Origin of the sequence: Ancylobacter sp. Lp-2 (assembly GCF_020523795.1) — a bacterium.
Taxonomy (GTDB): Bacteria; Pseudomonadota; Alphaproteobacteria; order Rhizobiales; family Xanthobacteraceae; genus Ancylobacter.
Genome location: NZ_JAJALI010000002.1, coordinates 124,600 through 141,268 on the forward strand (window position 1 = coordinate 124,600; position 16,669 = coordinate 141,268).

18 protein-coding genes are annotated in these 16,669 nt (G+C 69.4%); 10 read left to right on the top strand and 8 right to left on the bottom strand.

Features of this window, described 5'->3' with window-relative positions:
* Positions 1 to 4: 4 nt before the first annotated feature.
* On the bottom strand, positions 5 to 1,387 hold the full coding sequence (locus tag LGR54_RS05240; protein WP_230360922.1) for a PLP-dependent aminotransferase family protein: 1,383 nt from the start codon (positions 1,385 to 1,387) through the stop codon (positions 5 to 7).
* Positions 1,388 to 1,968: 581 nt separating this feature from the next.
* Here LGR54_RS05240 and LGR54_RS05245 point away from each other — a divergent pair.
* From LGR54_RS05245 to LGR54_RS05290, 10 genes are all read left to right on the top strand, one after another.
* Positions 1,969 to 2,451 (top strand): MSMEG_0572/Sll0783 family nitrogen starvation response protein, encoded by a 483-nt coding sequence (locus tag LGR54_RS05245; RefSeq protein WP_230360923.1) that lies wholly within the window; start codon positions 1,969 to 1,971, stop codon positions 2,449 to 2,451.
* 62 nt (positions 2,452 to 2,513) lie between these two features.
* Positions 2,514 to 3,569, top strand: a complete 1,056-nt coding sequence (locus LGR54_RS05250; RefSeq protein WP_230360924.1) for a Nit6803 family nitrilase — start codon at positions 2,514 to 2,516, stop codon at positions 3,567 to 3,569.
* Entirely contained in the window at positions 3,484 to 4,614 is a 1,131-nt protein-coding gene (locus tag LGR54_RS05255) for an MSMEG_0568 family radical SAM protein (protein WP_230360925.1), read from the top strand. The genes LGR54_RS05250 and LGR54_RS05255 overlap by 86 nt, the downstream gene beginning before the upstream one ends.
* Entirely contained in the window at positions 4,611 to 5,165 is a 555-nt protein-coding gene (locus tag LGR54_RS05260; protein ID WP_230360926.1) for an MSMEG_0567/Sll0786 family nitrogen starvation N-acetyltransferase, read from the top strand. Before LGR54_RS05255 ends, LGR54_RS05260 begins: the two co-directional genes overlap by 4 nt.
* Before the next feature lies 1 nt (position 5,166).
* Positions 5,167 to 6,147: a sll0787 family AIR synthase-like protein gene (locus LGR54_RS05265; RefSeq protein ID WP_230360927.1), complete on the top strand. Its 981-nt coding sequence runs from the start codon at positions 5,167 to 5,169 to the stop codon at positions 6,145 to 6,147.
* Positions 6,147 to 7,298, top strand: coding sequence for an MSMEG_0565 family glycosyltransferase (locus LGR54_RS05270; protein WP_230360928.1), 1,152 nt, complete (start codon positions 6,147 to 6,149; stop codon positions 7,296 to 7,298). The genes LGR54_RS05265 and LGR54_RS05270 overlap by 1 nt, the downstream gene beginning before the upstream one ends.
* Positions 7,291 to 7,596 carry an MSMEG_0570 family nitrogen starvation response protein gene (locus LGR54_RS05275; protein ID WP_230360929.1) on the top strand — a complete coding sequence of 102 codons (306 nt, stop codon included), beginning with the start codon at positions 7,291 to 7,293 and terminating at the stop codon, positions 7,594 to 7,596. Before LGR54_RS05270 ends, LGR54_RS05275 begins: the two co-directional genes overlap by 8 nt.
* Positions 7,593 to 8,855, top strand: a complete 1,263-nt coding sequence (locus LGR54_RS05280) for an MSMEG_0569 family flavin-dependent oxidoreductase (protein ID WP_230360930.1) — start codon at positions 7,593 to 7,595, stop codon at positions 8,853 to 8,855. Before LGR54_RS05275 ends, LGR54_RS05280 begins: the two co-directional genes overlap by 4 nt.
* A gap of 4 nt (positions 8,856 to 8,859) precedes the next feature.
* The gene (locus LGR54_RS05285; protein ID WP_230360931.1) at positions 8,860 to 9,699 is read left to right on the top strand and encodes a Pnap_2097 family protein; all 840 of its coding nucleotides are present in this window, start codon (positions 8,860 to 8,862) and stop codon (positions 9,697 to 9,699) included.
* 145 nt (positions 9,700 to 9,844) lie between these two features.
* Positions 9,845 to 10,237 (top strand): VOC family protein, encoded by a 393-nt coding sequence (locus tag LGR54_RS05290; protein ID WP_230360932.1) that lies wholly within the window; start codon positions 9,845 to 9,847, stop codon positions 10,235 to 10,237.
* A 5-nt stretch (positions 10,238 to 10,242) separates the two neighbouring features.
* On the opposite strand, the gene LGR54_RS05295 is transcribed toward LGR54_RS05290, so the two are convergent.
* The 7 genes from LGR54_RS05295 to LGR54_RS05325 form a co-directional block, all read right to left on the bottom strand.
* Positions 10,243 to 11,151, bottom strand: coding sequence for a lipid A biosynthesis lauroyl acyltransferase (locus tag LGR54_RS05295; protein WP_230360933.1), 909 nt, complete (start codon positions 11,149 to 11,151; stop codon positions 10,243 to 10,245).
* Positions 11,152 to 11,173: 22 nt separating this feature from the next.
* A complete protein-coding gene (locus LGR54_RS05300) occupies positions 11,174 to 12,196 on the bottom strand; it encodes a zinc-binding dehydrogenase (RefSeq protein ID WP_230360934.1) in 1,023 nt (340 codons plus the stop codon).
* Between the two features lie 32 nt (positions 12,197 to 12,228).
* Complete coding sequence (locus LGR54_RS05305) at positions 12,229 to 13,008, bottom strand: SDR family NAD(P)-dependent oxidoreductase (RefSeq protein ID WP_230360935.1); 780 nt, start codon at positions 13,006 to 13,008, stop codon at positions 12,229 to 12,231.
* Positions 12,978 to 14,258 carry a beta-ketoacyl-ACP synthase gene (locus LGR54_RS05310; protein WP_230360936.1) on the bottom strand — a complete coding sequence of 427 codons (1,281 nt, stop codon included), beginning with the start codon at positions 14,256 to 14,258 and terminating at the stop codon, positions 12,978 to 12,980. The genes LGR54_RS05305 and LGR54_RS05310 overlap by 31 nt, the downstream gene beginning before the upstream one ends.
* A gap of 151 nt (positions 14,259 to 14,409) precedes the next feature.
* Positions 14,410 to 15,591, bottom strand: coding sequence for a beta-ketoacyl-ACP synthase (locus LGR54_RS05315; protein ID WP_230360937.1), 1,182 nt, complete (start codon positions 15,589 to 15,591; stop codon positions 14,410 to 14,412).
* Positions 15,584 to 16,099, bottom strand: a complete 516-nt coding sequence (locus LGR54_RS05320; RefSeq protein ID WP_230360938.1) for a 3-hydroxyacyl-ACP dehydratase FabZ family protein — start codon at positions 16,097 to 16,099, stop codon at positions 15,584 to 15,586. Before LGR54_RS05320 ends, LGR54_RS05315 begins: the two co-directional genes overlap by 8 nt.
* A 37-nt stretch (positions 16,100 to 16,136) precedes the next feature.
* Positions 16,137 to 16,418, bottom strand: coding sequence for an acyl carrier protein (locus LGR54_RS05325; protein ID WP_213360002.1), 282 nt, complete (start codon positions 16,416 to 16,418; stop codon positions 16,137 to 16,139).
* Between the last annotated feature and the right edge of the window lie 251 nt (positions 16,419 to 16,669).

Below are 16,669 nucleotides of genomic sequence, written 5' to 3' on the forward strand. Positions count from 1 at the left end.
GGCCTCAGAAGTAGCTCGCCGCCATTTCCGGCGAGACTTCCAGCGTGTGCGCCATGAATTCCAGCCCGCGCTCCAGCTGCGCCCGGCTCACCGGCCCGCCGAGGCCGACGCGCACCGCCTCCGGCGGCGGCCCGCCGACGGTGAAGGCGTCGCTCGCCACCACGCCGATGCCGGTGCTGCGCACATGGGCGGCGAAGGCCGGGCAGCTCCAGCCATTGCGCAGCGGCAGCCAGATGTTGAAGCTGAGCGGGTCCGACAGATAGGTGCCCGGCTCGAAGAAGCGGGCGGCGATCTTCTGCCGCGCCGCCGTCTCCGAGCGGATGAAGCGCAATATGGTGTCGGCGGTGCCGTCGTCGATCCAGCGCGTCGCCACCGCCGCCATCAGCGGCGAGGCCATCACCGACACCGCCCGCATGGCGGCGTTGAACGACCAGCCCGAGCGGGTGTCCGGCACCACCACATAGGCGAGGCGCAGCCCGGCGCCGATGCATTTGGCCAGCCCGGCGATGTGCCAGCAGATGTCGGGGGCGATGGCCGCCAGCGGCGGCGGGCCATAGGCGGCGATGAAGCCATAGGCGTCGTCCTCGACGATCGGCAGCCCGTGACGGCGGGCGATGGCGCAGATCGCCGTGCGCCGCCGCTCCGGCGTGGTGATGGTCATCGGGTTCTGCAGCGTCGGGTTGAGGTAGAGCGCCTTGGGCCGGTGGCGCAGGATCGCCGCCTCCAGCGCCTCCGGTACGATGCCGTCCGCGTCCATCTCGACGCCGGCGAGGTTGAGCTCCAGCTGCGCGGTGATCGCCCGGATCCCGGGATAGGTGATCGCCTCGGCGAGCACCGTGTCGCCGGCTTTGGCCAGCAGCGAGAAGATGCCGACCAGCGCCGGATGCGCGCCCGGAGTGATGAAGATACGCTCCTGTGCCGGCACCAGCGCCCGCCGGCCGAGCCAGGCCGAGGCGGCGTCCTTGTCGAGCGGCGAGCCGCCGAAGCCCTGGTAGCGCAGCAGCGGCATGAGATCGCGCGCCACCGCGGCATAGCCGTCCTGCATGCGGGCGATCAGTTCGGGATCGTCCGGCTCCGGCGGCATGTTCATGGTGAAGTCGGCGGCGCGCAACCGCTGCGGGGCAGGGGCCCTGGGCAGCGAGGCGGGCTTGCGCACGAAGCTGCCGCGCCCGACGGTGGAATCGATCAACCCGCGCTTGCCGGCCTCGACATAGCCGCGCGCCACGGTGGTGAAGTCGACGCCGAGCCGCGCGGCCAGCCGGCGCTGCGGCGGCAGCTGGTCGCCGGGCACCAGCAGGCCGGCGGCGATGTCGGCGGCGATCGCCTCGGCGATGGCGAGATAGCGCGGCCCCTCGCGGCCCTCGATCTGCGGCACCCAGTCCTTCATCCTGCTTCTCCTCGGCGGCCGGCCGCTGTTCTCAGGCACTTCCGCGCAACGCCCGCCGCTCGCCCTCGGCCCGGGGATGCCGGCGTCTCGATGCGCCTGCCTTCCCATCCTCTCCCCGCCCGAACTCGGCTGTTGCCAGGTTGCGTTCCGGCGAAGCGGGCCGGCGAGGGGAGACGCGATTGGGATGTGAAGAAGACCCCTCATCCCAGCCTTCTCCGACGGTGAGAGGGAGAAGAAAGCGGCTCCCGCTCGCCCATTCTCCGAAGCCCGTCGCCCCGCATCCCCGGAAAAGATGCGCGGCCCTCCTTAGCCGGCCGACCGGCGCCTGTCACCGGATCAAGCGCTCCTTCCCTGCGATTGACCGCACATTGTTGCAATTCGAAATGCGGGAAAGTTCGGCAGGTGGCGCGCTTGGCATCACAGAGAATGGTCGCTGATTGACGGGATGTCTAGCTACATTGAATGCATCAATAGTACCAAATTACCATATTTGATCGTATTTTTGATTGCTACATTGTTGGCACGGTCGTTGCTCTCTTGTTGCATGCCCCTCCGGGCAAACCCGCAACAAGGAGTGACCCATGCCCGCCGTGACCCATCCGCCCCACAAGACCGGCGACTTCTTCGTGGACTATGAGGAGAAGCTGTTCGAGGACGTCAAAGCCGCCCCCGGCGAAAAGGCGCTCGTCACCTTCCACACCGTCGCCTTCGAGGGCTCGATCGGCTTCGTCAACCTGCTCCAGGCCACCCGGCTGCAGCGCAAGGGCTACGAGACCTCGGTGCTGCTCTATGGTCCGGGCGTCACCCTCGGCGTGCAGCGCGGCTTCCCGAAGATCGGCGACGAGGCGTTCCCCGGCCACCAGAACTTCAACAACCAGATCAAGAAGTTCATCTCCGAGGGCGGCAAGGTCTATGCCTGCCGCTTCGCCCTTCAGGCGCTGTACGGCCATGGCGAGCCCTCGCTGATCGAGGGGATCATCCCGATCAGCCCGCTCGACGTGCTCGACCTGGTGCTGATCCACAAGCGCGACAACGCCTTCATCCTCGACACCTGGACCTTGTGAGCGGGGCGACGCCACGGGCGCGGGCGGTCTCGCCCGCCGACCCTCTCTCGCGAGGAGCGACGATGACAGAGAACCAGACCGTTCGCGCCGCCGCGGTGCAGATCGCCCCCGATCTCACCTCGCGCGCGGGCACCATGGACAAGGTGCTGAACGCCGTCACTGAAGCGGCGGGCAGGGGGGTGAAGCTCGTGGTGTTCCCGGAGACCTTCGTCCCCTGGTACCCGTATTTTTCCTTCGTGCTGCCGCCGGTGCTGTCGGGCCGCGAGCATTTGCGGCTCTATGAGCAGGCGGTCACCGTGCCCGGCCCCGAGACCGAGGCGATGGCCGCCATTGCCCGGCGCCACGCCATGGTGATCGTGCTCGGCATCAACGAGCGCGATCACGGCTCGCTCTACAACACCCAGCTGGTCTTCGACGCCGACGGCTCGCTGAAGCTCAAGCGCCGCAAGCTCACCCCGACCTTCCACGAGCGGATGATCTGGGGGCAGGGCGACGGCGCGGGCTTAAAAGTGGTCGACACCGCCGTCGGCCGGGTCGGCGCGCTGGCCTGCTGGGAGCACTACAACCCGCTCGCCCGCTACGCGCTGATGGCGCAGCACGAAGAGATCCACGTCGCGCAGTTCCCCGGCTCGCTGGTTGGGCCGATCTTCGCCGAGCAGATCGAGGTGACGATCCGCCACCACGCGCTGGAATCGGGCTGCTTCGTGGTCAATTCCACCGGCTGGCTCACCGAGGAGCAGATCGCCTCGGTGACGCCGGAGCCGGGCCTGCAGAACGCCCTGCGCGGCGGCTGCATGACCGCCATCGTCGGGCCGGAGGGGCGGCATGTGGTGCCGCCGCTCACCTCGGGCGAGGGGCTGCTGGTCGCCGATCTCGACCTCGGCCTGATCACCAAGCGCAAGCGGATGATGGATTCGGTCGGCCACTACGCCCGGCCGGAGCTCATGCATCTGGTGCTCGATACTCGCCCCGCCCAGTCGCTGCATGTCGAGACCCCCCTCAGCCATCCAACCGAAGCCGGGAGCCACTTCGATGGAGAACGCGACGAATCCGACGCAGGATCTGCCGACCGAGCTGTTGATCAGCGAGCTGCAATCCTTCGGCGCGCGGCTGTCTGACCCCAGGGTCGGCGCCGAGAGCCGGCGCGGCGGCGCCGGTCCCTCCGACCACAAGGCGCTGACGCTGGACGGCATGACGGTGATGGTGCCCGTGCACACCGCGCCGGCCTTTGACAGTCCCTATGTCGTCGAGAAGCCGGACGCCGCGGGCCGCAGCCAGATCATCCGCGACGGCCGTAAGGTCGGCGAGGTGAGCTTCCCGGCGCGGCCGCGCTTCTACGACCTCACCACGGCGGACGGCATCCCCTACAACAAGATCGCCGTGCTGCATGGGCGCGACGTGCTGGCCACCACGGTGCTGCAGACCTGCATCCGCTATCAGAGCCGCACCAAGACCTGCCAGTTCTGCTCCATCGGCCAGTCGCTGGCGGCCGGGCGCACCATCGCCCACAAGACGCCGGCGCAACTCGCCGAGGTCGCCAAGGCGGCGGTCGAGCTCGACGGCGTCAAGCACATGGTGATGACCACCGGCACGCCGAAAGGCGATGATCGCGGCTGCGCCATCCTCGCCGAGAGCGTGCGGGCGGTTAAGGCGGCGGTCGACCTGCCGGTGCAGGTGCAGAGCGAGCCGCCGGAGGATTTCGGCTGGTTCCAGCGGCTGAAGGACGCCGGCGCCGACGCGCTCGGCATGCATCTGGAAGCCGTCACCGAGGGGGTGCGCCAGCGCATCATGCCCGGCAAGGCGCAGGTGTCGGTCGAGACATACATGGAGGCCTTCGCCGCCTCGGTGCCGGTGTTCGGCCGCGGGCAGGTCTCCACCTATATCCTCGCTGGCCTCGGCGACACGCCGGAAGCCATCCTCGCCATCAGCGAGAAGCTGATAGCGCTCGGCGTCTATCCGTTCGTGGTGCCCTTCGTGCCGATCTCCGGCACGCCTTTGGAGAGCCACCCGACGCCCTCCTCGGCGTTCATGGGCTCCATCCTGGCGCCGTTGTCGAAGATGCTGGTCGAGGGCGGCCTGAAGTCCACCGACATCAAGGCCGGCTGTGGCCGCTGCGGCGCCTGTTCGGCGCTCGCCACCTATGAGCGGAGGCTGGCGCCATGATCATCGACGGCGGCGTTCCGTTCCCGCAGCCCTTCCTCGCCAGCGCCTATCAGGTGAAGTTCGCCCCCTCGCGCTGGGAGCGCGAGGGGGCTTATGCGCTGCGCCGGGCGGTGTTCTGCGAGGAGCAGGCCCTGTTCAAGGGCGACGATCGCGACGCGGTGGACGACTACGCCATTCCCATCGTCGCGCTGGCCATGCTCGGCGTGGCGGCCGACCGGGTGGTCGGCACGGTGCGCATCCATGAGGAAGCGCCCGGCCTGTGGTGGGGTTCGCGCCTGGCGGTGGATGTCGATTACCGCCGCATCGGTGCCTTGGGCGCGACGCTGATCAGGCTCGCCGTCTCCTCCGCCCACGCCATGGGGTGCACCACCTTCCTCGCCCATGTGCAGGAGCAGAACGCGGTGCTGTTCCGCCGTCTGCACTGGCGCATCGTCGAGGAGGTCGAGCTGCATGGCCGCAAGCATTTCCGCATGCAGGCCGACCTCGCGCATTACCCGCCCTGTTTCTCGCCGGAATGGGGCTTCACCGCCCTGCCACGAAAGGCGGCGTGAGATGGATGCGAGCGCCTTCGCCACCCTCGTCGACGAACTCCGCGCCAATGCCGGCCTTGCCGCCAAGGCCGAGATCGGCGACGTCGCCGCCCGTCTCGGGCTTTCCGGGGCACACGTGCCGGTCGGCGACGACTGCGCGGCGATTCCGGACGGCGACGGGCACCTGCTCTTCGCCATAGAGGGCTTCATCAACGGCTTCGTCGCCGCCGATCCCTGGTTCGCCGGCTGGTGCGGGGTGATGGTCAACCTGTCCGACATCGCCGCCATGGGCGGGCGCCCGCTCGCCGTGGTCGACGCGGTGTGGGCGAAGGATACTGACAGCGCAGCCGCGGTGCTCGACGGCATGCGCGCGGCCTCGCGGGCCTATGGCGTGCCGATCGTCGGCGGCCATTCCAATCTGCACACCGCGCAGGAGCAGCTGGCGGTGGCGGTGCTCGGCCGTGCCGGCACGCGGCTGCTGACCAGCTTCGACGCCCGCCCCGGCGAACAGCTGATCGCCGCCATCGACCAGCGCGGCGCCTATCGCGCGCCGTTCGATAATTGGCAGGCGGCGCTGGCCGCCCCGCCCGAGCGGCTGCGCGCCGATCTCGCGCTGCTGCCGGAGATCGCCGAGCGCGGCCTGTCCCGCGCCGCCAAGGACATCAGCCAGGCCGGCCTCGTCGGCACGGCAGTGATGCTGGCGGAATGCTCGGAGGTCGGCATCGCCATAGACCTCGATGCCATCCCGGTGCCGGAAGGCGTCGCGCTGGCGCGCTGGCTGCGCAGCTTCCCGAGCTTCGGCTTCCTCATCACGGCGGCGCCGGCGGATGTGCCGGCGATCCTCTCTCTATTCGCCGCGCGGGATATCTCGGCCGCCGCCATCGGCACCGTCTCGGCCGGCCATGCGGTGAGCGTGGCGAGCGGCCGGCACCGCGCGCTTGTCCGCGACTACGCCGCCGAGCGGCTGATGGGGCTCGGCGCGAAGCAGGAGGAGATGGCGTGATGGCGGCCTCCCTGCGCATCGCCGTGCTCTCCCACTCGACCAATCCGCGCGGCGGCGTCGTGCACGCGATGCAGCTTTGCGAGGCGCTGGCCGATCTCGGCCACCGGCCGGTGCTGCACGCCCCCGATGCCAAGGGCACCGGCTTCTTCCGCACGCCGCGCTGCGAGGCGGTGGCCTTCGAGGTCGGCCCGGCGCCCGCCGGCATGACCGAGATGGTCGAGCAGCGCATCGCCGACTACGTCGCCCATTTCGAGGCGGCGGGAACGGAGGGGTTCGATCTGTTCCACGCCCATGACGGCATTTCCGGCAATGCGCTGGCGACGCTGAAGGCGCGCGGCCGCATCCCCGGCTTCGTCCGCACCGTGCACCACATCGATGCATTCGCCGATCCGCGCCTCGCCGCCTTGCAGGAGCGCGCCATCCGCGCCGCAGATGGCTGGCTCACGGTGAGCCGCCTGTGGCAGGCCCACCTCGCCGAGGTCTACGGTCTCGCCGCCGATCTTTCCGGCAACGGCGTCGACGGCGCCCGCTTCCGCCCGCAGCCGGATGGCGGGGAGGGCGCGTTGCGCGCCCGGCTCGGCCTCGGCGCCGGTCCGATCCTGCTGGCGGTCGGCGGCATCGAGGCGCGCAAGAACACCCTGCGCATCCTCGACGCCTTCCTGCAATTGCGCGCCTTGCATCCGAAGGCCGAGCTGGTCGTCGCCGGCGGCGCCTCGCTGCTCGACCACGGCGCCTATCAGGCCGAGTTCCGCGCCATGCTGGCGCTGCACGGCGCGCACGGCGTCCACGTCACCGGCCCGCTCGCCGATGCCGACATGGCGCGGCTGTACCGGATCGCCGACGCGCTCGTCTTCGCCTCGGTGAAGGAGGGCTTCGGCCTCTGCGTGCTGGAGGCGATGGCCTGTGGCGTGCCGGTGGTGGTCTCCCGCATCGCGCCGTTCACCGAATATCTCGCCGATGACGAGGCGATCTGGTGCGACCCGCAGCGTCCGGCTGCCATCGCCGATGCCATGGCGCTCGCCTTGCGGCCGGGCAGCCGCGCCACCTTCGCCCCGCGCGGGCTGGCGGTGGCCGCCCGCCACGACTGGACGCGCGTCGCCCGCGCGCACCTGCCCCTCTACACACGCCTCGCGGAGACGGCTCATGCCTGAGATGCGCTTCACCATCGCCTGGCCCGACGGCGCGCGCGAAGACTGCTACTCGCCCTCGCTGGTCATCCGCGACCATCTCGCCGAGGGAGCCGTCTATCCGCTCGCCGATTTCATGGCCCGCGCCCGCACCGCGCTCACCATCGCCTCCGACCGCGTGGCCGCCAAATACGGTCATCCCTGCTCGCTGGCACTCGGCCAGCTCGACCGGCTCGAACGCCGGGCCGCCGGCTTCAAAGACCAGCCGCAGGCCGAAGTCGCCTGCCTCCGCTTCCAGCTCCCCCAAGGATTTGCCCGATGAACCCCAGCACCGCGCATTACCGCGCCATCGTCGTCGGCGGCGGCCAGGCCGGCCTCTCCGCCTCCTACCACCTCGCTGAAGCCGGCATCGACCATCTCGTGATCGAGAAGAAGACCGCCATGCACAAATGGCGCGACGAGCGCTGGGACGCCTTCTGCCTGGTCACGCCGAACTGGCAGTGCCAGCTGCCCGGCCATCCCTATGATGGCGACGATCCCAACGGCTTCATGGTGAAGGACCAGATCCTCGGCTATCTCGACCGCTTCCGCGCCAAGGTGAAGCCGCCGATCCTCGAGCACACCGCCGTCTCCGCCGTGGAGCGCCACGGCAGCGGTTTCCGTGTCGAGACCTCGGCCGGGACCTTCACCGCTGACGCGGTCATCCTCGCCACCAGCCTCTACGGCACGCCATCGATCCCCCGCGCCGCCGAGCGGCTGCCGGACGACATCGTGCAGCTGCACACTGTCGATTACCGCAACGCCGATACCCTGCCACCGGGCGGGGTGATGGTGGTCGGCTCCGGCCAATCCGGGGCGCAGATCGCCGAGGACCTGCACCTTTCCGGCCGCAAGGTACACCTCGCCACCGGCAACGCGCCGCGCTGCGCCCGCTTCTATCGCGGCCGCGACGTGGTGGACTGGCTGTGGGACATCGGCCAGTACGCCATCACCGTCGCCGATGACGGCATGGGCAAGAAGCGGCACGACACTAACCACTACCTCACCGGTCGCGACGGCGGGCGCGATATCGACCTGCGCCGCTTCGCCCTCGACGGCATGGCGCTCTATGGCCGGGTGCAGGGCGTCTCCGGCGGCCGCATGCGGTTCGCCGCCGACCTCAAGGCCAATCTCGACGCCGCCGACAAGGTCTATAACGGCATCAACGCCCTGATCGACCGCCACATCGCCGAGAAGGGCATCGAGGCGCCGCCGGCCTCGGTCTATTTCCCGTTGTGGGAGCCGGCGGAGGAGCCGGCCGAGCTCGACCTGAAGGAGGCCGGCATCACCAGCGTCATCTGGGCCACCGGCTTCAGGCCGGACTGGTCCTTTGTCGGCCTGCCGATCTTCGACGGCACCGGCTATCCGGTGCAGCGGCGCGGCGTCACCCATGTGCCCGGTCTCTATGTGCTCGGCCTGCCCTGGCTGTGGACCTGGGGCTCGGGACGCTTCCTCGGCGTCGCCGCCGATGCCGAGCATGTGGTGGAGCATCTCGTCGGCGCGGCCTCGGCGCCGCGCCAGCTGCTCGCGCAGGCGGGGTAGCGCCATGAGCGTCGATCTTCCCGCGCATCGTCTCGTCACCGAGCCGGCCTTGGAGACCGTGGTGCGGCTCGGCATGCCGCATCTGGCGCCGCAGGGCCTGTCGGAAAGCTGGCTGCTCAAGCGGCTCGGCGACCTGCACTGGCAGATGCTCGCCGCCCGTCTCGGCCGCCCGGCCTCGGCGGTGGAGGATCGCGAGGGCAACCGCGTCTATGCCGCCTTCCGCCAACTGCGGCTGGAGGCGGCCCGCCTCGACCGCGCGGGGGAGGATGACGCACTGGTCATCCGCTCGCGCCTGTGGCGGCTGACGCGCACCCAGCTGATCAGCCGGCACACGCTGGAGATAGGTGGCGAGGCGTTGGGACGGGTGACGCTGGTCTCGGCCTTCATCCGCCGCGAGGGCGGCTCCAACCGGCGTGTCTGCCGGGTCGAGGTGCCCGGCCTCGCCGAGCTGCCGCTCTGGGGGCCTCCGCAGCCGGACCCGCCGTCGCTCGATGAGGGGGAGGGGCCGTCGGCGGAATTCGCCTTCACGCCGTGTCCGCCGGAGGATTTCAACGGCGCCGGCTTCCTGTATTTCCCCGCTTACGTCGCCATTGCCGAGCGCGCGCTCTACGCCGCCGGCTGGATGCCGCCGGCTGGCCTGCCGGTGCGCGAGCGCACGGTCCGCTTCCACGCCAATCTCGATCCCGGCGACCGCGTCGAGGTCCGCGCCCATCTGCTGCCCGCAGAGCCGGGCGAACTACATGTTGCCGCCGTGCTCAGCCGGGGCTCGGATGGCGCGCGGATGGCGGAGATCGTCACCCGCCGTCATGGCGCGCTCGCTCCGGCGCCGCTACAAGCGATCTAGAGCGTTTTCGAGCGAAGTAGAATCCGGTTCGCGTGAAGAAAACGCGTCCGAACAAGACCCTAGAGCCTTTCCGGTGAACCGGAGTTCGCCGGAAAGGCTCCAGGCGCGGAGCGGCATCCCGGCCGCGAGCAGGGGGGAGACGGCGATGTTCTCGCATGTGCGTGTCGGCGTGAGCGATTATGAGCGCGCCTTGGCCTTCTACGCGCCGCTGATGGACCTGCTCGGCCACGCGCTCAAATTCGCCGAGCCGGAAAACGACTGGGCCGGCTGGAAGCCCGCCGATGCCGACCGGCCGCTGTTCCTCATCGGCGGCCCGTTTTCCGGCGCGCACGACCCCGGCAACGGTCAGATGACCGCCTTCCTCGCCCCGGACCGGGCGACGGTCGCTCGCTGGCACGCTCTGGCGCTGGAACTCGGCGGCACGGATGAGGGCGCGCCGGGCCTGCGCCCGCACTATCACGCGAATTATTACGGCGCCTATGTCCGCGACCTCGACGGCAACAAGCTGTGCGTCTGCTGCCACGCGGCGGAGGGGTAGGCCGGCTACGGCTCGCGCCAGCGCCGGTAGAACCACGTCCACTGCTCGGGATGCTCGCGCACCCAGCCTTCGACCACCGAGGTGATCGCCTGCATCGAGGCGTCGACGTCGATCTTGCCATTGGTGTCGCGCGGCAGGTCGAGCGGCGGCGTGCAGGTGATGCGGAAGCGCCCGCCGGGCAGGCGGATCACCCGCACCCCGTGCACCGGGCACTCATAGAGTCGCGCCAGCCGGGCGATGGTCGGGTTCGCCGTGCAGGGATGGCCGAAGAAGTCCACCACCGGCCCGCCGCGCCGGTCCTGGTCGACGAGGATGCCGAGATGCTTGCCCTGGTCGAGCACGGTGGCGAGCTCGAACACCGCCACATGCGAGGCGGCGACGAGGTTGCCCATCACCTGTTCGCGCTGCTTCAGCAGCAGGCCGGCGAGGAAGTCATTGTCCGGTGGGCGGAACAGCACCGCGCTGTCGAGGCCCTGGGCGGCGGCGGCAATGGCCGGCAGCTCCCAATTGGCGAGATGCGCGGTGAAGATCAGCGCCGGCTTGCCGTCATAGCGCATCGCGATGAACTGCGTCGCGCCGGACACCTCGATCCGGCTCTTGGCCGGCTCCCACATATTGTACTGCCAGATGTGGTCGAGATGGACGAACTCGCCGCCGACGCGGCCCATATTGTCCCACATGCCGAGCGCGATCGCCTCGCGTTCGGCCTCGGTCTTCTCGGGATAGGCGCGGCGCAGATTGCGCAGCGCCCGCTGGTGCACCGAGGTGCGGGGCCCGATGAGCTTGGCCCAGAAGGCGCCAGCCTCGGCCGCCCGCTCGGCGCTCACCAGCCGCAGCAGGCGCACCACTCCCCACACCGTGCCGGAGATCACGGAGTTGCGCAGGCGCTTGTGCCAGGGTAGGGCGGTGCTCACCCGTGTCGGTCCGTCGGTGGGATCAGAAGGTGATGACGACCTTGCCGAACACCCGGCGGGTCTCCAGCCGCTCCAGCCCCTTGCTGAAATCCTCCAGCGGGAACTGGCTGTCGATCACCGGCTTCACGCCGCGCGCCATGCGGGTCAGTCCGTCGGCGATGGCGCGGATCGGCGCGCCGAACGAACCGATGATGCGGTACTGCCGCTGGAACAGCTGCATGAGGTTCATGTTCACCGACACGCCGGAGGTCGAGCCGCAGGTGACCAGCCGGGCGCCGGGGCGCATGGACAGCAGCGAGCCGTTCCAGGTCTCGGCGCCGACATGCTCGAACACCACGTCGACGCCCTTCTTCCTGGTGATCTTGCGCACCTCGTGCTCGAAGCGGTCGGTCTTGTAGTTGATGACGTGATCGGCGCCGAGCGCCAGTGCCTTGGCGCACTTCTCGTCGTCGCCGGCGGTGGTGATCACCGTGCAGCCGATCTCCTTGGCCATGCGGATCGCTACCGTGCCGATGCCCGAGCCGGCGGCGTGGACGAGGATGGTCTCGCCCGGCTCCAGCTTGGCGTTGTCGAACAGCATGTGCTCGACGGTGGAGAAGGTGACCGGGGCGGTGGCGGCGTCCACCCAGTCGATCCCGTCCGGGATCGACACGCAGAGCCGCTCCTTGATGTTGAGCTGGTCGCGGGCGAAGCCGTCGACATGGAAGCCCATGACGCCGGCGACCTCCTCGCAGAGATTGTCGCGGCCGGACTTGCACATGCGGCACTGGCCGCAGGTCAGCGCACCGTACATGGCGACCTTCGAGCCCGGCTTGAAGCGGGTGACGCCCTCGCCGATGGCGGTCACTTCGCCCACCGCCTCGGCGCCGACGACCAGCGGCATCTTGCGCTTGGCGAAGGCCATGCCGCGCCAGCCCCACACGTCGATGTGGTTGAGCGCCAGCGCCTTGATCGAGACCTGCACCTCGCCGGGGGCCGGCGCCTCGGGGGCGGGCAGGTCGACGAGATCGAGCTGGCGGTCGGAGACGAGTTGAAGCGCGCGCATGGCGTGGCCCATCCTTCAGAAGATCGTAAAATTCAGCGCTGGATGGCTAGAGCAGCCGTGAGGCCGCCGTCAACCGGCAGTGTCGCGCCGGTGACATAGCCCGCGCCGGGCGAGAGCAGGAAGCCCACCACCGACGCGACGTCCTCCGGCCTGGCGAAACGCCCGGCCGGGATCTGCTTCTCGACATTGGCGCGGTAGGCGGCATAGGGCGCCAGCATCTCGGTGTCGACGAAGCCGGGGGCGACGACGTTCACCGTCACGCCGCGCCGGGCGCCCTCGATGGCCAGCGTGCGGCAATAGCCGCCCAACGCCGCCTTGGAGCCGGCATAGATCGCGTTGCCGGCATTGGCGACATCGGCGGCGATCGAGCCGATGGCGACGAGGCGCCCGGCCCGCGCCCGCGACATCGGGCGGATCAGCGCGCCGGCCAGCTTCACGAACGACCAGTAATTGACCTGCATCAGCCGCTCGGCCTTGTCCTGGTCGACCATGGCGGCGAGCGTGTCGTAGCTCATGCCGGCATTGTGGACGAGGCCGAAATACGGCTCCTCCGCCACCTGCGCGGCGAAGGCGTCGACCGCGCTTTTGTCGGCGAGGTCGAGCGGGCGCGCCTCCAGCACGGCCTCGGGGCGCGCGGCCCTGATCTCGGCGATCAGCGCCTCGGCCTCGGCGACGGCGGTGCGGACGGTGAACACCACCTCGAAGCCGGAAAGCGCCAGCGCCTTGACGATGGCGGCGCCGACACCCCGGCCGCCGCCGGTGACGAGAACGCGGGATGCGCTCACGCCGGCTCGCCCGTCATGATCACGCACACATTCTGCCCGCCGAAGCCGAACGAGTTCGACATCACCCGGTTCACCTGCGCGTCGCGGGCGACGTTCGGCACCACGTCGAGCGGGATCGCCGGGTCCGGCGTCTCGTAATTGATGGTCGGCGGGATGCGGCCGTTCTGGATGGTCAGCAGCGACACCACCGCCTCGATGGCGCCGGCAGCGGTCAGCGTGTGGCCGATCATCGACTTGTTGGAGGACAGCGGGATCGAGCCGATCCGCTCGCCGAACACCGCGCTCATGCCGGTGAACTCCATGCGGTCGTTCTCCGGCGTCGAGGTGCCGTGGGCGTTGATGTAGTCGATCTCGTCCGGGCTCACCCCGGCATCGGCCAGCGCGGCGCGCATGCAGCCGATCACCGGCTTGGCGTCCGGCGAGGAGCGGGTCCGGTGGAAGCTGTCGGCCATCTCGCCGACGCCTTCGACCACGCCGAGGATCTTCGCCCCGCGCGCCACGGCGTGCTCCAGGCTCTCCAGCACCAGCGCGCCGGCGCCCTCGGCGATGATGAAGCCGTCGCGGTTCTTGGAGAACGGACGCGACGCCGCTTCCGGCTTCTCATTGTTGGTCGACAGCGCCGAGAGCAGCGAGAAGCGGATGAGGGCTTCCGCGGTCACCGAGCCGTCGGTGGCGATGGACAGCGCCGCGTCGCAGTCGCCACGGCGGATCGCCTCGACGCCGAGCTGGATCGAGGTGTTGCCGGAGGCGCAGGCGGTGGACAGCGAGATCGGCTGGCCACGGGTGCCGAAGCGGTCGGCGAGGTGGTCGGCGATCGAGCCGTAGAGGAAGCGCTCGTGCCAGGCGCCGTGCTGGTGCGTCTCGGCGGCGCGCAACAGGTCGTCATAGGTCACGGCGGCGTTGGCGGCGGCTTCCTGCGCGAGGATGCGGCGCTGCGGCCATTCGATCTCGATCGGCGGCACGGCGCAGAACAGCGGGCCGGGGAAATTGCCCTTCGAGCCGATGCCGGACTGGTCGATGGCCTCGTCGGCGGCGAGCTGCGCCAGCTGCTCGGACAGGTCCGGCGCGGTGCGGCCCGATTCGGATAGGAAGTCGACCGTGCCGGCGATGGTGGTGCGCATCGAATCGAGCGGGAAGCGGGTGATGCGGTGGATGCCGGACTGGCCCGCGGTGAGCTTCGCCCAATTGTCCTCTTTGCCCTGGCCGAGCGACGTCACCAGGCCCATGCCGGTGACGACGACGATCGGCCGACCGGCCTTGTCGGTATAGGACGCCATCATGTGCTCCTCGGGAGCGTAGTGCTCCCCTGTGCGGTTTTAGCTCTTGTCGATCAGGCCCTTATGCCGGATCGCTAAGAAAACGCCTTAGAGGCGGTCGGCTGAAATCCGTTCCGGTCGCAAGGGTTCCTCGGCCCTTGCGGAACGGCCCTCAGTCGACGCTCTCGACCAGCGCCACGCCTTCCCCGCGCCAATGCCCCACTCCGGTGACGATGACACGCTTCAGCGCCTCATCGAAAGGTTTTTCCAGCGTCTCGCCGGCGAGCGGCGGGAACAGCCGGCCCTGCGCGACCGAGAGCGCCGCGATGGCCAGCGCCACCGGCATCTGCGCTTCCAGCCCGTGGCCGACGCGGTCGGTGACCGAGCGTACCGGCAGGCCGGAGCGCTCCAGCACCAGCGCCTCGGCCTTGGTCGGCTCGGGCGCGCCGGAGGCGGCGGAAAGAATGGCGGTGCCCTCGGCGGTGTCGCCGCGCGCGGTGGCGATCATCGTCGCCAGCGTCGCCTCGACGGCGCCTTCGTCGCCGCGCCGCGCCCGCTCGGACCAGATGCCCGACAGCTTGGCGATCGGCCTGGCGCCGCGCGCCGTGGCGTGCTCCGGGCTCTCCAGCACCAGGAAGGCGCCGGCCGAGCCGGTCGGCACGCCATTGGCGCTTTTCAGCACCGGCGACCAGGGAGCGTGCTTGGCGAGATGCTTCAGCGCGTAGAGCAGCAGCATGTCGCGCCGCTCGGCATTGTAGGCGCCGCCCACCAGGGCGATCTCGCTGGTGCCGGCGGCGATGCGCGAGAAGCCGATGCGCACCGCGTCGGTGCCCGAGCTTTCCTCGCCCATGAAGGTGCGCGAGGAGCCGGTGACGCCGTGCACGATGGAGATGTTGCCGGCGAGCAGGTTGGACAGCTGGGCGAGGAACAGAGTCGGGCGCAGGTTGGATTGCAGCTGCTCGTTCAGGAACACGTCGGGCTTGGGCTGCTTCTCGATCTCGGTGAGGATGGCGCCGTCGACCGACTGGTCGCGCTCGCCGCCGCCGGCTGCCACCACCATGTCGGTGGTGCCGAGAATGTCCTTGTTGCCCTTGATCCCGGCGGAATCCAGCGCCAGCCCGGCGGCATAGGTGCCGATGCGCTGCCAGGGCTCCATCTGCCGCTGATCGCCCTTCTTGGCGATCTGGCTGTCGAAATTGATCTTGGCCAGCGGGTGGACGACATAGGGCGCGAAGCCCGTCTCGTCGACCACCGGCTTGCCTTCGTTCAGCGCCGCCCAGTGGGCCTCCAGCCCTTCACCGAGCGACGAGACGAGCCCGATGCCGGTGATCCAGACGTCGCGACGGTCAGACATGCGTAAGGTTTCCTGCGCTCGCCGGGGCGGCGGAGCCGAGTTCGGCCGGGGCGCCCATCGGCATGCCGATGCGCTCGGCGGTTTCGAGGAGGTAGCCGCGCAGCTCCGGGGCCGGGAACGGCATGGTCTTCAGGGTCACCTCGGCATTGCACACGAGCTTGCCCTCGACCCGCCCCTCGGCCTTCAGCCGCGCATAGCCGGAGCCGTCATGCACCATCTCGGCGAACACCTCGATGACCTGGCCGGGCACGACGAAGGTCCGCAGCTTGCCCTTGTCGACCGAGGCGAGGAACGCCATGCGGTCGTAATTGTTCAGCCGGAGCAGCAGCATGCCGCAGCTCTGGGCCATGATCTCGAACAGGAGCACGCCCGGCAGCAGCGGATGGCCGGGAAAGTGCCCTTCGAAGATCGGGCTCTTGTCCGGAACGGTATTGGCCGTCCTGAGGGTACGGGCCTCGAGATCGAGAGCCAGCACCTTGTCGACCATCTGGAAATATTCGAGCCGCATGTCTGCTTGCGCCTGCTCGTATGCCGTGCCAGTCCGCTCAGGCGGACTTGGCGGCGATCAGCTCGTCGATGCGGGCGCACAGGTTCTTGAGCACGAAGTACTGCTCGGTGGTCGCCTTGCCCTCGTTGACTTCCTGCGTCCAGCTTTCCAGCGGCAACTTGATGCCGAACGCCTTGTCGATGGCGAAGGCGATGTCGAGGAAGTCCAGGCTGTCGATACCGAGATCGTCGATGGCGTGGCTCTCGGGCGTGATGTTCTCGCGCGGGATATCGCAGGTTTCGGCGATGATGTTGGCGACGGTCTCGAACGTGGAAGACATGGAATGCCTCTGGTCTCTGTGGCCGCGTCCGGCCACGATGTGAATCGGAGTGCGCCCGTCGGAACTCTCGTCCCGGCAGGCCTCCCGCTTGGGTGACGGCCCGTATACCTAAGCGCGCCCGGCTATTCAATGGCGCTGGCGCAGCAATCTCTTGTGCCCGCTCCTGTGCCCACAGCGCCGTGTCACCGGCATGTCATGCGTGCCCGCGCCCCGAGAGCGCACGGAACGGGGCGGAACGGACATGGCGAGCC